At 69.3% G+C, this 15,898-nt stretch carries 10 protein-coding genes; 2 read left to right on the top strand and 8 right to left on the bottom strand.

Translation table 11 applies throughout. The features are described from left to right. Window positions 1–88: 88 nt before the first annotated feature. Window positions 89–727, top strand: a complete 639-nt coding sequence (locus OG966_RS25860; protein ID WP_326652250.1) for a TetR/AcrR family transcriptional regulator — start codon at window positions 89–91, stop codon at window positions 725–727. 67 nt (window positions 728–794) lie between these two features. Here OG966_RS25860 and OG966_RS25855 read toward each other — a convergent pair whose 3' ends face one another. From OG966_RS25855 to OG966_RS25830, 6 genes are all read right to left on the bottom strand, one after another. Further along, window positions 795–3,230, bottom strand: coding sequence for a galactose oxidase-like domain-containing protein (locus OG966_RS25855; protein ID WP_326652249.1), 2,436 nt, complete (start codon window positions 3,228–3,230; stop codon window positions 795–797). Between the two features lie 73 nt (window positions 3,231–3,303). After that, window positions 3,304–4,488, bottom strand: a complete 1,185-nt coding sequence (locus OG966_RS25850; protein WP_326652248.1) for a glycosyltransferase — start codon at window positions 4,486–4,488, stop codon at window positions 3,304–3,306. After that, on the bottom strand, window positions 4,485–6,206 hold the full coding sequence (locus OG966_RS25845) for an ArnT family glycosyltransferase (protein WP_326652247.1): 1,722 nt from the start codon (window positions 6,204–6,206) through the stop codon (window positions 4,485–4,487). The genes OG966_RS25850 and OG966_RS25845 overlap by 4 nt, the downstream gene beginning before the upstream one ends. Next, entirely contained in the window at window positions 6,203–7,417 is a 1,215-nt protein-coding gene (locus tag OG966_RS25840; RefSeq protein ID WP_326655371.1) for a glycosyltransferase, read from the bottom strand. Before OG966_RS25840 ends, OG966_RS25845 begins: the two co-directional genes overlap by 4 nt. Window positions 7,418–7,645: 228 nt before the next feature. Further along, the gene (locus tag OG966_RS25835; RefSeq protein WP_326652246.1) at window positions 7,646–9,664 is read right to left on the bottom strand and encodes a thioredoxin domain-containing protein; all 2,019 of its coding nucleotides are present in this window, start codon (window positions 9,662–9,664) and stop codon (window positions 7,646–7,648) included. A gap of 485 nt (window positions 9,665–10,149) precedes the next feature. Next, window positions 10,150–10,887: a VOC family protein gene (locus OG966_RS25830; RefSeq protein WP_326652245.1), complete on the bottom strand. Its 738-nt coding sequence runs from the start codon at window positions 10,885–10,887 to the stop codon at window positions 10,150–10,152. A 409-nt stretch (window positions 10,888–11,296) separates the two neighbouring features. Here OG966_RS25830 and OG966_RS25825 point away from each other — a divergent pair, with 409 nt between their 5' ends. Continuing rightward, a complete protein-coding gene (locus OG966_RS25825) occupies window positions 11,297–14,503 on the top strand; it encodes a tetratricopeptide repeat protein (protein ID WP_326652244.1) in 3,207 nt (1,068 codons plus the stop codon). Between the two features lie 170 nt (window positions 14,504–14,673). Here OG966_RS25825 and OG966_RS25820 read toward each other — a convergent pair whose 3' ends face one another. Together OG966_RS25820 and mca are read right to left on the bottom strand one after the other, a co-directional pair. Further along, window positions 14,674–14,925 (bottom strand): hypothetical protein, encoded by a 252-nt coding sequence (locus OG966_RS25820; protein ID WP_326652243.1) that lies wholly within the window; start codon window positions 14,923–14,925, stop codon window positions 14,674–14,676. After that, on the bottom strand, window positions 14,918–15,799 hold the full coding sequence (gene mca, locus OG966_RS25815) for a mycothiol conjugate amidase Mca (RefSeq protein WP_326652242.1): 882 nt from the start codon (window positions 15,797–15,799) through the stop codon (window positions 14,918–14,920). Before mca ends, OG966_RS25820 begins: the two co-directional genes overlap by 8 nt. Window positions 15,800–15,898 lie beyond the last annotated feature (99 nt).

Here is a 15,898-nt window from a genome sequence, read left to right as displayed (position 1 = left end):
CTGTCATATGACATCGACTCTTCGGGACCCGCCGCCCCGGTCGGCGCACGACATCGATGCACGACGTCGATGCACGACAATGACGACCATGGCCGCCACCACACGTAACCCCTTGCGCGACTCGTCCGTCGCCCCGGCGCAGCCACAGCTGGGGCTGCGCGAGCGCAAGAAGCTCAAGACGCGGACCGCGATCCGGCAGGCGACCTTCGGTCTCATCGCCCGGCAGGGGTACGAGGCGACCACCGTCGAGCAGATCGCGGCAGCCGCCGAGGTCTCGCCCTCCACGGTCTTCCGCTACTTCCCGACCAAGGAGGACATCGTCCTCACCGACGAGTACGGCCCGGTCATGGAAGCGGCACTGCGGGCCAGACCGGCCGGTGAGGACCCGCTGGAGTCGATCCGGCATGTGATGACGCACGGTCTGCGGACCTTCATCCACGAGGAGCGCGAGGAGGTCGTCCAGCGCACCAGGCTGATGGTCGAAGTCCCTGCGGTGCGGGCCAGGATGACCGAGACCATGGCCAACACCTCGGAACTGCTGGTCCACGCGCTGGCCGACCGAACCGGCCGCGACCGCGACGACCTGGACGTACGGATCTTCACGGCGGCCGTGCTCGGGGCGCTGCGCGAGGTGGTGCTGTACTGGGCCGCGCGCGACCACCAGGACGCGCTGATCGTCCTGGTGGACCGCGCGCTGACCACGGTCAAGGGCGGGCTGACGCTCTAGCCGCCGGCGCTCCGCCCCGAGCCCCGCCCCTCACACCGCCGGGGCTCGTCCGGCCCCGCGCCCGGGATCAACGGCCGGCCCGGTCGCCCTTGCCGCACGCGAGACCGTCCCTGTCCGGGTCGAGCCCCAGGGGATCGTCCTTGCCGTTGACCTTCAAGCGGCCGTAGTCATGCGCCGAAAGCCACTCACACCGCGCCGCCGTCCCCGCCTTCACCGCCCTCGGAAAGACCGTGGGAACACATACTCCGGCCGTGCCGTAGTGCCGGTCGCAGCCCGCGATCTGCGGACTCACCGATATCGAACTCCGCTTCTTCTGAGCCTTCTTGGGCGCCTGTGCCGGCGCGCCCGCGAAATCGTGGACATGCGCGGACGGCGCGTCCGCGGCCGGCGCCGCCGGTCCCCCGAGATGCACCCACTGGGCCACCGACGGAACGCCGTTCGCGTCGACCGCGAAGAGCATGTACCAGCCGGGCGGCGCCAGATTCGGGTTGCTGGTGACATTGAGGTCGATGTTGTTGCCGTCGACCGTCATCGGCAGATCCACGAACCGCTGGTTGGGGTCGGAGGAGTGTGTCACCGCCGCCGGCCGGATCAGCTCCGCCTTGGCGATGGGCCGGTCGACCGTGATCCGCTGCGTGTCCCCGTACGTCCACTGCCCGTCGATCACCGAAGTGATACTCGGCCGCGCGCCCTTGAGCAGATACGGCGGGGTGTAGACCGACACATTGTGGTTGTACGTGCCGTTGCCCGGGTTGTCGCCGACGGACATCACCCGCCCGTCCGGCAGCAGGAAGGACCCGGAGTGATACGTACGCGGGATCGGGTCCGTCGCCAGGCCCTGCTCGTACGTATTGCTCACCGGGTCGAAGAACGACGCCTCGTACACCGGATCGGCCCGGTCGTGCAGACCGCCCCCCGTCTCCAGCACCTTTCCGTCCGGGAGCAGCACGGCGGAGACGAACATCTTGCCCTCGGCGCCCGACTGCGGACGCTTGCCCTGCCCCTGGTCGACCTGGCCCTGCGGCAGCAACGGACCGTTGGTATACACCGGGTTGGGGCTCTTCAGATCGATGATGTCGGTCAGACGGTTGGCCGCCGGGTTGGTCTCGTTGTTGCCACCGCCCATCGTCAGGACGCGCTGGTCCTGGGCCGGCGGCAGTAGCACGCTCGCCGACTCGTCGCGCTGGTCCTTGTTCTGCAGACCGGGCACATCGGTGATCGTGTTGGCGGTGTAGTCGTAGATCGAGGCACCGGAGCCCTGCGTTCCGTTGCCGAAGACATGGCTGCCGGAGTAGAAGAGCCGGCCGTCCTGCATCAGGATCATCGACGGATACAGACCCCAGTACGACCATGTCTGGTTGACCTCGTTCATCGGCAGCCACCTGTTCTGCGCCGCCGAGAACTTCTCGGCCGTCACATTGCCGGTGGAGTCCTCCTTCAGACCGCCGAAGGAGATGACATCGCCATTGCCGAGGACCGTCGCCGACGGATACCAGTGCCCGCCGTTCATGTCGTTCGTCCTGGTGTACATCTCGGTCGCCGGGTCGAAGATGTACGAGTCCTTCAGCCCCTGGTAGCCGATCCTGCCGTCGGCCGACGGATAGCCCTTGTTGCCGCTCATCACCAGGACCTTGCCGTCCTGCAGCTGCACATGCCCGGAACAGAACATGTCCACCGGCGTGGGGATGGTCCTGAAGGTACCGTACGCCGGGTCGTAGACGGCCGAGGTGAAGGTGCCCGCCTCGAACTGCGCCTGGTCGTTCCCGGAGCCGGCGATGACCAGCACCTTGCCGTTGCGCAGGACCACGGAGTGCATGGACCGCACCGGGTTCTGCACCGGCAGGACCTCCCAGCGGCCCATGGCGCACTCCTGAGGTGTCGCCGTGCACTGGGGCTCCGGAGCGGGCGCTGTCACTTCCTCCATGACGTAGTCGTCGGTGGTGACCGAGCCGGTGCCGTAGACCGACACACCCCAGGTGATCTGGTCGGTATGCGGCGGCACGGCGGGCGTGCGGACCTCGGCGCGCTCGTAACCGCCGCTCATCGGGAGGGCCTTGAGGTCCGTCCAGTACTGCCAGCCGAGTGTCGTGTCGTGGCGGAAGAGGGTGACGGACGTGTCGGGAGTGGTGCTCTTGTACCAGAGCGAGAGGTCGTACTGGCTCTCCGGCTTCACCTTGGGCGCACACGTCACGTTCTCGGTGATCATCGCCTTGCGGTCGCCGTCCACGCGGCGGCTCAGCGACACCTTCATCGCCTTGCTGCCGGAGTGCGCGTCGGCCACGGTCTCGAAGGTGAAGTCGTTGTCGCCCCAGCCGGACTTCTCCCAGCAGGCGGGCATGTCCGCCGTACCGGCCGGACCGGCCGCCTCGAAACCGGGGTTGGTTATCAGGTTGGCTCCGGCGGAGGCGGGCTGCGGAGCGGATATCAGCAGCGCGGCGGTCATTGTGCCGACGCCCAGCAGTGCGGCCGGGCGCCGGCGCCCTCTCCGGATCGTTGAAAGCATGGGCAGATCCCTTTCTGTGCTGTCCCCAGCCGGACGGGCGTGCAGGAAGCCCCGTCCGGCGGTCAAGGACGGACTACTGGGGCCGGGTGGTCCCGACACGGCCCTTGCGCGGCAGGTACACCAGCGCCTCCGTAGCCGCGAACCGCAGGACGAACGTGGTCAGCAGCGCCAGAGTGGTCGCGGGCAGCACGGCCATCTCGAGGCGGCCCACGAACAGCGCGATCAGCGGAATGCGCAACAGCAGATCGGCGTTGGCGAGCAGCGCGAAGCGTCCCGCCCGGTCCGCCCAGTGCCGGTGCCCGCGCCGGTCCCGGAACAACAGCACCTCGATGAGGAGGAAGTTCCACCCGACGCCGAACTGGTTGGCCACGATCTCGGCCGGCAGATAGTGCATTCCGGCGGCCGTCAGCAGATGCAGCCCGAGCAGATTCGGTACGAAGCCGGTGAGCCCGATCAGCCCGAAAGCCAGCATCCGCGCCGCCGGAGCGGCCGTACGCAGCGCAACGAGATGCCCGAGGAACCGCAGCCCCTCCTTCGCGGTCGACTTGGACTCGCCGGCGAATCTGTCCTGGAAGACGAACGGCACCTCCGCGACCTTCTCGGGACGGCACCGTACGGCCAGCTCCAGCAGGATCTTGTAGCCGAGCGGCTTCAGCACATCGGCTGTCACCACATGGCGGCGGATCGCGAAGAAGCCGCTCATCGGGTCGCTGATACCGCGCAGCCGGCCCGGGAAGAGCCCCTTGGCCAGCCAGGTCGCACCGCGCGAAACGGCGATGCGATAGCCGCCGGCGAGGCCCGCGCGGCTGCCGCCTCGGATATAGCGGCTGGCGACGACGAGATCGGCGCCCGACCGCTCGCCCGCCGCCACCAGTTCGGGCACCAGCGCGGGCGGATGCTGGAGGTCGGCGTCCATGACCACGATCCAGTCGGAGCCCGCGGACTTGATGCCCTCGACGACGGCGCCGCCGAGCCCGCCGACCGGCGTTTCGCGGTGCAGCAGGGTGACGGGAAACGGACAGTCCTGCGCGGCGCTGCGGATCACGTCCGGGGTGTCGTCCGTGGAGTCGTCGACGAAGACGACCTCGCAGGGCAGCCGGGACGGCACCGAATCGGTGAGCCGGCGAAGCAACTCCCGTACATTTCCCGATTCGTTGAAGGTGGGGATGATGATGGTGACGGCACCGGGCTCGGCGAGCTGGGCGCCGCTGAGTTCCGGATCGCCGAGCTCCTCCGCGCCTGTACGGGGTGTGGTCATCGGGCGCCTCCAGCGATACGGCGGATCTCGATCCGGTCCTCGCCGTCGCCGAAGACGGCGACCGGCTTCGAATGCTCCAGTGCCGCCTTGACGTTGGGCAGATCGACGGCGTCACGTCGGACGGTCGGCGACGACACGACATAGTCGAGGTCCCGCCAGCCACGCGGCATCGTCTTCGTCACCGCCGGGTCGAGGTCGGCCTTGTAGAACCAGATGGCGCCGGTGCCGGGCTCGAAACCGTCGTGCACCAGGTCCAGCCAGAGCGCGTCGTCGACCAGGACCCGGGCCGACGACGGGTCGGGCATCTCGTCCTGGAGCCAGGAAGCGGCGGCCCGGTAGGGGCCGTTGGCGTCGACGGTCAGGGCGGCGCGGTTGCCGTCGTACCAGCGCGGCACGACGTAGGCGGCCGCGGCCACCGCGAGGATCCCGGCGACGGCCCAGCGGATGCCGGTCCCCAGCCGCGGGCGCTGCGCCGGGGCTTCGCCCCGGACCCGTCCCGCTGCACCCTGGTGGTCCCCCCACCTCAGCCGCCAAAGAGGCCGGAAATCCCGCCGCAGCACCGCGTGCGCGACGCTCGCCGTGCCGCCCGCGAGGACCAGCGCCAGGAACGGCAGCGCCTGGATGACGTACATCGCCGGCAGATAGCCGGAGGGGCGCATCGCGACCAGGGCGAGGATCGCCACCACCAGCGAAGGTCCGGCGAGCGCCCGTGCGGTGACCGACCAGCGCAGCGTGACCAGCAGCAACGCCGCGCCCGCGAGACCGCCGAGCGGCAGTACCCGGTCGTAGTAGAGCCAGGACCGGAAGACGCCGTGCGAACCGGAGCCCGGGTCGAAGATCGATCCGGAACCCTCGCGGCCCATCTGGTACGTGATCCCGTCGATCAGCGACACATGGCCGGGTCCCGGGAACAGCTCATTGTTGAGCAGCGCGAAAAGTGGATACGACAGACCTATCAGCGCGCAGGCCGTTATCGCTCCGGTCACCGCGTACTTACGGGTGTCGCGATGACTGTGCCGCCACATCGTCACCAGCAGCGCCGGCAGCACCACCAGCATCGTTTCCTTGGTGAGTACGGAGGTCGCTGCGGCGAGACCGGCGGCGAAGTGGTGCCACAGATGGCGGCTCGGGGACGCGGCCAGGCAGAACGCCAGCAGCATCCACATCACCGCGATGTTGTCCAGGAAGATCTCACGCTGCAGGACCACGGAGAGGGGGGAAAGGCCGAAGAGGAGCATGGCCAGGCCGGCCGCCCAGCGCGGCAGGAACAGCCTGCGCGCCAGTACATAGAGGAGCACCGCGCACGCCGCGCTGACCAGCAGCATCGCGAAGCGCATCGACGCCACGGTCATCGTCTCGGGCGCGATGAGCGACGGCAGCCAGGTGAGGAACGCGATCTGGATCCAGCCGAGCGGCGGATGGTCGTACCAGTACGTGTAGTGCGCGAGCCCGTCGCCCTGCTGCACCGCCCAGGCCTGTGCGAGATAGGTGCCCTCGTCGTCGCTGAGGGTCGGGAAGTGCGTGATGTTCCAGCCCTGGACGAGCAGTATCGCCGCCAACAGCGCCGCGCAGAGCAGCAGATCGGGGCGCGAGCTGCGGAACCGTATGACGGGCCGTATGTGGACGGGCGCCTCCGGCCGGGACTCCTCGACGGCGGACGAGGCAGCGGCAGGCGGGACGGCGGCTGTGTCGGGCGCCGGCGGAAGTGTGGTGGTCACCGGTGGACGTCCTCTCGGGTCTCGGTGAGATGAGCGCCGACATGACTGGTCAGCTCCCACTCGTTACGGCCGCGCTGCTCCCGCCAGACGGCGCGCACCGCGGCGCCCGCCAGCAGTACCTGGTAGAAGGGGCCGCCGACGATGAGCTTGAGGTAGTGGCCGGTGCGGACGCGCAGTCCGTACTGCTTCCCGAAGTCGTGCAGCCCGACGATCTCGAAGACAAAGGTGACCATCGCCGTGATCAGCGGCAGGAAGGTCACGATGGCGATCCCGACGGGGACGTCGAGAAAGAGTGCGACAGCGGCGTTGACCGGGATGATCACGCCGGAGAACGCCTGCAGGAACGGCGTCATCAGGGTGTAGCGGGCGAGCATCCGTTGCCCGCGCCCCGGCAGCTGCTTCCAGTCCTTCTTCCGGTAGACCTGCAGAAAGCCCTGGTTCCACCGGGTGCGCTGCTTGAGCAGACTCATCAGGGTGCCGGGGGTCTCCTCGCGGGTGACCATGTCGCTGTCGTACGCGACGACGACCTTCTTGCCGACGGAGGAGAGGCGTACGCCCAGGTCGCAGTCCTCGGCAAGGCAGTTCGGGTCCCAGCCGTCCGCCTCGCGCAGCACCTTCGTACGGACGAAGACGGTGTTGCCGCCGAGCGGGATGAAACCTTTCTGCGCGTGCAGATGGAGACGGGAGCGGAACCAGAAGAAGTACTCGAGGCAGTTGCGCAGGCTGTACCAGCTGGAGTGGAAATTGATCAGCTGTACGCCGCCCTGGACGACATCCGCACCCGTGGAGGTGAAGGCGTGGTCGACATGGGCCAGCAGCTCGGGGTGCACCTGGTCCTCGGCGTCGAAGACGCCCACGATGTCGCCTCGGCAGTGCGGCAGCGCGGTGTTGAGGGCCTTGGGCTTGTTCTTCACCTCATGGGTGTCGGTGATCACGCGCACCCGGACGGGGTCACGGGCCGCGGAACGCTCCGCGACCGCGGCGGTCTCCGGATCGTCATGCCCGACGATCACGATGATCTCGAAGTTGGAGTGGCTGGATTCCAGCAGCCGCTCGATCGTGTGGTCCAGCACCGCCTGCTCGTGCCGCGCCGGCAGCAGCAGGGAGAAAGAGAGTCCGACACCGCCGTCGGGCCGGTCGAACCGAGTCGCCGCAAGCGTCTCGGGCGTCCGCCAGGCATGCATCTGCCACCACAGCGTGAACGCCGCCATCCAGAAAAGCGCCACGGAAATGGCAGCAATGAACACCGATATGAGCACCGAAAGGTCCCCCCTTGGACCTGCGCCCCGGCAGCAGGACCCCCCTGGCCGGCGACACACCTGTTGCAGACCCGGCGCGGCACTCCCCAGTGCACACGCCCGGCAACTCCTCGCGCCGAGGACCCTATTGGCGGAAAGTTAAGGTCCGGTGTTCGGCCGATAAAAACTGGCGTTCCACCGTCAATGGGCGAGTTTTCGGCCAAGCGCGGACGCGTCCACGACAGGGGCGTCACAGGTGAAGTTCCGGCAGACGTAGGCCGCCGGGCGGCCGCCCACCAACGGCCTGTCCCTGAGCAACGGGAACTCCTCGCTGTCCGCCTCCCCCACCGCGATCACCGCACCCGGCGCCGGCGCCAGCAGCGCCGTACGGTGCAACTCCTGTGTCGCCGGGTCGTCCTGAGGTCCGACGACAGCCACCTCACGCGGCCCGTCCAGCAGGGCCTCGGCGACCGCGAGCCCCCAGCCGATGAACCGCGGAGCACGCGGAGCGAGCGCCTTCACCACACCCAACGCGCCCTCGGCCGCCGTGCGATGGGCCTCCGAGCCGGTGTGCGCGGCATAGGACAACAGGGCCCCGGCGGCTGCCGTCCAGCCGGACGGGGTCGCACTGTCCGTCGGATCCTGCGGCCGGCGGATCAGCTGCTCCGCGTCATGCGCGGTGTCGTACAAAGCCCCGGCCTCGCCCACGAACTGGTCGACGACAATGTCCAGAAGGAACCCCGCGAAATCCAGCCACACCCCTTCGCCGCTCACCGCCGCCAGCGTCAGGAAGCCCTCCGCGACATCCGCGTAGTCCTCCAGCACCCCTGCGTTGGCGCCGACTTGACCGTCCTTGGACGTACGGGACAGCCGCGCGCCGCTGTCCATGTGCAGTCGCACCAGCAGATCGGCCGCCTCGGTCGCCCGCTCGACGAGATCCGGCCGCTCGAAATACGCCCCGACCTCCGCCAGCGCGGCGATCGCCAGCCCGTTCCACGCGGCGACCACCTTGTCGTCCCGCCCGGGCCTCGCCCGCTCCGCCCGCGCCGCGAGCAGCCGCTCCCTGATCCCCCCATCCGCTTCACCGTCCGGGAGCCGAAGGACCGAGGCACCCTCCTCGAAGGTCCCCTCCTCCGTCACCCCGAAGAACTCGGCGGCCCGCCGGCCGTCCTCGTCCCCGAGCACCTCGCACAGCTGCTGCGGCGTCCACGCGTAGAACGCGCCCTCGACATGCCTGCCCGTACCGTCGTCGCTGTCGGCGTCCAGCGCGGAGGCGAACCCGCCTTCGGCCGTACGCAGCTCCCGCACCATGAAGTCCGCGGTCTCCAGCGCCACCCGCCGGGCCAGGTCCGACCCCGTGGCCCGCCACAGATGCGCGTACACCCGGCACAGCAGCGCGTTGTCGTAGAGCATCTTCTCGAAATGGGGCACCAAAGGTCCACCAGCCCTCGGTGTGAGAACGTACCGGTGGAACCCGCCTCCCACCTGGTCGTACAGGCTCGAACGGGCCATCGCGCCGCACAGCCCTTCCGCCATCTCCAGCGCCGCCACGGAACCGGCCCGCGCGTGGTGGCGCAACAGAAACTCGATCACCATCGACGGCGGGAATTTGGTGTCTCCCTTGAACCAGCCGCTCGCGGGGTCGATGTCCCGAGTCAACTGGAGGAGCGCAAGGGCCTGGGTCTCCTCGGTGGGCATCCCGGCATCCCCGGTGCTCAGCTCCCGCCCGGCAAGGTCCCGAGTGATCTTCCCCGCGACTTCCCCCACCTCGTCCCGGCGGCTCGTCCAGGCGTTGTGCACGCCTTCGAGTACCTGGCGGAAGGACGGCATGCCATGGCGGGCCTCGGGCGGGAAGTAGGTGCCGAAGTAGAAGGGTTCCCCGTCCGGCGTCATGAACACGGACATGGGCCAGCCGCCCTGTCCGGTGGCGGCTTGCACGGCCTCCATGTAGACGGCGTCCACGTCGGGGCGCTCCTCGCGGTCCACCTTGACGGACACGAAGTGCTCGTTCATGTACGCAGCGGTGTCGTCGTCCTCGAAGGACTCGTGCGCCATGACGTGACACCAGTGGCAGGCGCTGTAGCCGACGCTCAAGAACACGGGGACATCGCGCCGCCGGGCTTCTTCGAACGCGTCGGTCTCCCATGGCCACCAGTCAACGGGGTTGTCCGCGTGCTGGAGGAGGTACGGGGACGTGGCCTGCGCGAGTCGGTTGGGCATATGCCCATCCTTGCGCACCCGCCTCCGCCCCGCCCATGCGCCACAGGAGCGGCACACAAACGGGGCGGAGGAGTGCCGGCTCAGTGCTCGCGCGGCCGGACCTGCTGACGAGTGGCGGCACTGCGCCACCACCACAGCCCACGGCAGGCGGGCAGGGAGAGCCCGAAGAACGCCCCGCATCGCGCGCACCACGGCAACCCGTTCTCCGGGTCCGTGGGGCACTCGGCATCACACCGGGGGCACTTCGGCACGGGACCTACTCTCAGGCGATCACGTCGTACTCTCCGGCCTTCACAGCGGCCGTCAGGTCCGCCCACTGTGCCGCCGTCATCGTGACGATGACGACTACGACCCGCTCGTGGCCTTCTTTCCCCTAAGGACGCGCGTTGGCTCACCGGGGACGCCATCCCCGTCTCCGGTGGCATGGGCTGACGCCACGCGGTCTTCGCCGCTGCCCCGGAACCAGCCGGAGTCGTTGCTCAAGGTCAGCGAGGCGTGAGGAGGCAGAACTCGTTGCCTTCCGGGTCGGCCAGGACCGTCCAGGAGATTGCGGACTGATCGATATCAGGGTTGGTGGCGCCCAGGGCGCGCAGTCGGGCTGCCTCTGCGGCCAGGTCGTCACCGGGGTAGGGGCAAACGTCGAGGTGGACGCGGTTCCACACGCTCTTGGTGTCGGGGGTGCGGACGAACTCCAGGTAGGGGCCGACGCCTTTGGCGGAGCGCATGGTCGCGTGGTCGTCGGTGACCTCGTGCAGCGTCCAGTCCATCGCCTCGCCCCAGAACCGGGCCATCCCTCGTGGGTCAGTGCAGTCGACCACCACCGCGGCGATCGGCCCGGTGTCCTGGTAGATCGGACGGGGCTCCAGGACGCAGAACTCGTTGCCTTCTGGGTCGGCCATGACCGTCCAGGGGACGTCGCCCTGCCCCACGTCGGCGAGCGTCGCGCCGAGATCCTTCAAGCGCGCGACCAACTCCGCTTGATGGGCAGTCGAGGTGGTGGCCAGATCAAGGTGCACGCGGTTCTTGACCGTTTTGGGTTCCGGGCGGGCGACGATGTCGATGCAGACGGCCACGGGGTCGGGGTAGGCGAAGCCCACGGGTTCGAGGTTGGTCACGCCGGGTCCCTCGCTGTCGACACCCCAACCGAGTGCCTCCGCCCAGAACCGGCCGAGCGCGGAGTCGTCCTGGGCCTTCATGTTGATCTGCACAAGTCGTGTTGCCATGCCGCAGATCCTAGAAGCTCCGCCAGCCCAGGCCGCCGCGATCAGACATGTGCTCGACCAGGTGTTGACTGTGGTCGTGCTTGCCGAGACTTCCGACCGGGGCGAGTCCTTGTAAACGATTGCAAGCCCCGACGCCGACGCCACTGACCGATCGAGGCCCCTGCGTACTCCGATACGGGCGCCATTGCTCGTCCCTGTCCTCTTCGGCACTCCACCCGACATTCACAAGAACGGGCGAGATCCCCTCAGGAACCCCCGTGCCACCGGGGCCGCCACGGGGAAGCCTCAACGCGGAAGCAGCCGGGGCCACTTGATCGTCGGACTCTCTCGCGCTGACGCGCCGCAGGCAGGACACTTGTCGACGGAACAGAAGTGGAACGGAAACCGGGGCTCTCGGAGGGGGACGCACATGCGGGACAGCCATCGGGCGGAAGCCGAGCGGCTGTTGGTACGCGCCGTCGAGGAAGAGGTACGGCGTTCGGGCGGGCGATCGGACTCGAGTGTGCTGCTGGCACGGGGTCGGGCCGCCCTGGACAGCATGGCGGCGAACGCGGGCGAGGAGTACGCCGCGTACGAGAAGGCGCTGGCGGAGGCTGAGGCCGGGCAGCAGCCTCTGGCCGAGCGCTTCAGCGGGGGAAACATCTCGACTCCCGTGCTGGTGACAGTCGTTGCGGCGGCTGCCGCGATCGGTGCGGACATCGCGCTGGGTACGGCGACGGCCACCGCGCTCGGTGCCGGGGCCGTGGTCGCGGTCGCCGGGGCCGCGGCCACCGTCGCCAAGGTGACGGCTGCGCACTGGCCGGCCGCGCACCGCAGAGCCGGGGCGCTGAGCCAGCCGGGCGGTGCCGAGCAGCTGCGGCTGCAGTGGCTGACGGCGCTGGAGGTGCGGGGCATTCGCCCGTTCCTGGATCAGCAGCGGATGCTGGCCTCCTCCACCCGCACGGCGAAGAAGGCGCCCGCGGTGCCGCAGCTGCGCGGTACGGACCGGAGTGCGGCGGCGCGCCAGCGGTCGGTGCTGGAGCAGTCGTTCGGTCATCTGCCGGAAGCGGAGGGTCCGTTCGCGGGCCGCCGGGAGGAGATGTCGCAGATCGCGCAGTGGGTGCATGCGGCCCGTGCTTCGACGGAGACCAAACCGACGGTCGTGGTGCTGTACGGCGCGGCGGGCGCGGGGCGTACGACGCTCGCCGTGCGGGCCTCGCATCATCTGAAGGACCAGTTCCGCGGTGCGTGCATCGTCGATCTGCGTGGTGACGGCGAGCAACCGCTGTCGACGCGCGATGCGCTGCTGCATCTGCTGAACCGGCTGGGCGCGCCGCGCGAGCAGCTGCTGTTCCGGGAGCGGTCGTCGGCGGAGCAGCAGGTGCGGCGGCTGAGCGAGCTGTACCACCAGCATCTGACGGGTCTGCCGGTGACGGTGGTGCTGGACGATGCGAGCGATGCGGCGCAGGTGCGGACGCTGGTGCCGGAGCGTTCGGACAGTCTGGTGCTGGTGACGGCACGCAGGCGGCTCGAGCTGCCGGACGACATTCCGGCGTGGGTGCATCAGCTGCCGGTGGAGGCGCTGGACGCGGCGGGTGCGGAGGAGCTGCTGCGGGCGTCGGCGGAGGATCCTTCGACGGGTCCGTACGACGCCCAATCGGGCGACAAGGTACGGGAGTTGTGCGGCGGGCTGCCGCTGGCGCTGCGTATCGCGGGTTCGTCGCTCGGCGCGCGCACCGCTCATCAGCTGGCGACGGATCTTGGTGCGTACGGTCCGGTGGATCCGGTCGAGCGGGCGATGTGGCTGCGCTACGCCGACCAGCCCGAGCAGGCGCGCAGGCTGCTGCGCCGGCTCGCGCTGGCCGGGCGGGCGTCGCTGGGCGTCGCCGCGGCGGCGGCGCTGCTGGCCACGGACGAGCAGGAGTCGCAGCGGCTGCTGTCGGGGCTGGCCGGTGCGGGCCTGATAGATCATGTGCGGGCCAGTCGTTACCGGCTGCACGATGTCGTCCGGTCCTTCGCGCGGGCCAGGCTGCTGGACGAGGAGGAGGCGGCAGAGCGTACGGCGGCTCAGGAGCGGCTGATCCAGAACTACGCGGATCTGGCGGGCGCGGTGATCCGGATGGTGGACGGCAAGATGTCCACGCGTGCGGGCCAGTTCGGGGCGCACGGTTTCTCCTCGCTGGACGCGGCGCTGCGCTGGCTGGACGACGAGTCGAGCTTCATCACCTCGGCGCTGCGGCATGCCGAGGGGGTGAACCAACAGGCTGTGCTCAATCTGCTGGGCGCGCTCTGCGACTACTGCCTGTTGCGCGGCGACCTGTACCGGCTCGGGGAGATCAGCGAGCTGTCACAGGCTGTCGACCAGGGACTGCTGGAGCGTTCCGTACGGTGGCGTACCGGCATCGCGGCCCGCCAGCTCGGCGAGCTCGACAAGGCGCGTACGACGCTGTCCTCGGTCGTCGGCCTCTACCGCGAGGCGCAGAACGATTCGGGCACGGCGCTCGCGCTCTGTTCCCTCGGCATCACGCTGCACCATCAGGGCAATCTGACCGAGGCCGCGGCGAAGCTCAACGAGGCGATCGAGCTGCAGTCCTCGGACGAGCAGGCCGAGGACCGGGCGTGGTCGCTGCACGCACTGGCCGCGGTGGAACGCGACCGGGCCAATCTCAGCCAGGCGCTGGATCTGCTGGCGACGGCGTTGCGGCTGCACCGGGAGGGCGAGTCGCTGCACGGCGAGGCGTGGACGCACTTCCAGCTGGGTCAGGTGTGTCTGCGGATGGGCGATGTGCCGCGCGCGGAGGAGGAGTTGCGTACGGCGCTGGATTCCTACGGCCGTACCCACGACGGCCGCGGCGAGGCCTGGGCGCTGACCCAGCTGGCGCGTGCCCGGCTGGTGGACGGCGATCCGGCCCCGGCGGTGGACCAGCTGCGCCAGGCGCTGTCGCGCCACCGGGACAACGAGGACGCACGCGGTGAGGCGTGGACGCTGTACTACCTGGGCCAGGCGCTGGAGGAACGTGGCGACCGCGATCAGGCGGTACGGGAACTGGAGCGGGCGCGCACGATGTTCTCGCGGATGCGCGATGTGTACGGCCTGGCCTGTGCCCGCCACCACTCGGGCCGGGTGACGAGGGACCAGCGCGCGGCCCAGACCGGGAATCTGCGCAATTCCGGCTTCGCCCGCCAGCTTCTGGTGGACGCCCGTGCGGACTTCCACCGCATCGGTGTCGCGCACGGGGAGGCATGGACCGCTCTGGAGCTGGCGCTGATCGACGGCGGCAACAACCGTCCGGCTCAGGCGCTGGCGCTGTGCGACGAGGCGGCGGCGCTGTTCACCTCGTACGAGGACCATCGCGGCGCGGACTGGGCGCGCTTCCTGCGCTGCACGCTGCTGCCGTTCGCCTCACCGGGCGGTATCGAGGTCGGCACGGTGGTGGCCCAGGAGGAGCTGGCCGAGCTGACGGGGACGACGCACCCGTCGCGCGACGGCAAGCTGGAGGACTGCGCGGAGGCTCTGGCGGTGATGCTGGAGCGGGGCGTGCACCTGGAGGACGGCTGGCAGGCCTGGCATCTGGGGATGGTGCCGAACCGGCATGCGCGGGAGGTGATGGGCGTACCGGTGACTGCGGCGAAGTAGGCAGGGGCGGCCCTTGGTGGAGCGGGGCCTTTCGCGGGCGGGGCCCTCACCGGGCACTGCCCCCGAACCCCCCGCTCCTCAACCGCCCGAGGGCGTACCGGGGTCCAGGGGCCTGGCCCATGGTTTCGGGAAGGGGCGGGGGCAAAGCCCGCCGCGGGCACCCCGCCCGGTCACGCCGCGGCAGCGCCCGAATTGCCCTTGCCGCCCGTGGGGGCGTCCGCCTTCGGGTCCGGGGCCTCCTCGAAGTCGACCTTGCCCATGTGGCGGTTCATCGACTTCATCAGCAGCCATACGCCCACGGCCAGCGCCGCGAAGACGATGAAGCCGAGGACGCCCGGGGTGACCTTGTTGTCGTCGACCTCCTTGGCGAGAGGGACGAGATGCGTCAGTGCGAGGTTTGCGCTTGCGCTCATATCAGGCATTGTCGCCGATGCCCGCGAAGAGGTCGTCCTCGGGGAGGGAGGTATCGACCAGGGACTTGGCGAGCTCGTACTCCTCCGTGGGCCAGACCTTCTTCTGGATGTCCATCGGAACGCGGAACCAGCCGCCGTCCGGGTCGATCTGCGTCGCGTGCGCGATCAGCGCCTTGTCGCGGATCTCGAAGAAGTCGGCACACGGGACGTAGGTGGTCAGCGTGCGCTCGGCGCGCTGGAACTCCTTCCAGCGCTCCAGCCACTCGCCGTACGGGGACTCCATACCGCGCTCGAGCAGCGCCTCGTGCAGCGCGACCGTACGGGGACGGTTGAAGCCCTGGTTGTAGTAGAGCTTCTGCGGCTGCCAGACCGGGCCGAACTCGGACTCCGGGAACTTCTCGGCGTCGCCGGCTCCGTCGAAGGCCACCATCGAGATCTTGTGGGTCATGATGTGGTCGGGGTGCGGGTATCCGCCGTTCTCGTCGTACGTCGTGACGACATGCGGGCGGAAGGTGCGGATGGACTTCACCAGGCGGCCGGCGGCCGCCTCCACGTCCTCCAGGGCGAAGCAGCCCTCGGGAAGCGGCGGCAGCGGGTCGCCCTCCGGCAGGCCGGAGTCGACGAAGCCGAGCCACTCCTGGCTCACGCCGAGGATCTCCCGCGCCTCGTCCATCTCCTTCTTGCGCACTTCGTGGATGTTCTCCTCGATGTACGCGTCGCCCTGGAGCTTGGGATTGAGGATGGAGCCGCGCTCGCCTCCCGTGCAGGTCACGACCAGCACGTCCACCCCCTCGGACACGTACTTGGCCATCGTGGCCGCGCCCTTGCTCGACTCGTCGTCGGGGTGGGCGTGAACGGCCATCAGTCGCAGCTGCTCAGTCAAGACTCGATCCTCAGTGATTCGTCGCGAAATACTGGTGCCGTCCCGCAGGGACGTCGCTGTGGGGCGGCGGTCGGGTGGCGGGCAAGAGACTTCTATAGT

The sequence above is a fragment of the Streptomyces sp. NBC_01750 genome, from assembly GCF_035918095.1.
GTDB lineage: Bacteria > Actinomycetota > Actinomycetes > Streptomycetales > Streptomycetaceae > Streptomyces.
The sequence above is the reverse complement of the archived record's forward strand: the minus strand, read 5'-3'. Positions and strand labels throughout refer to the sequence as shown.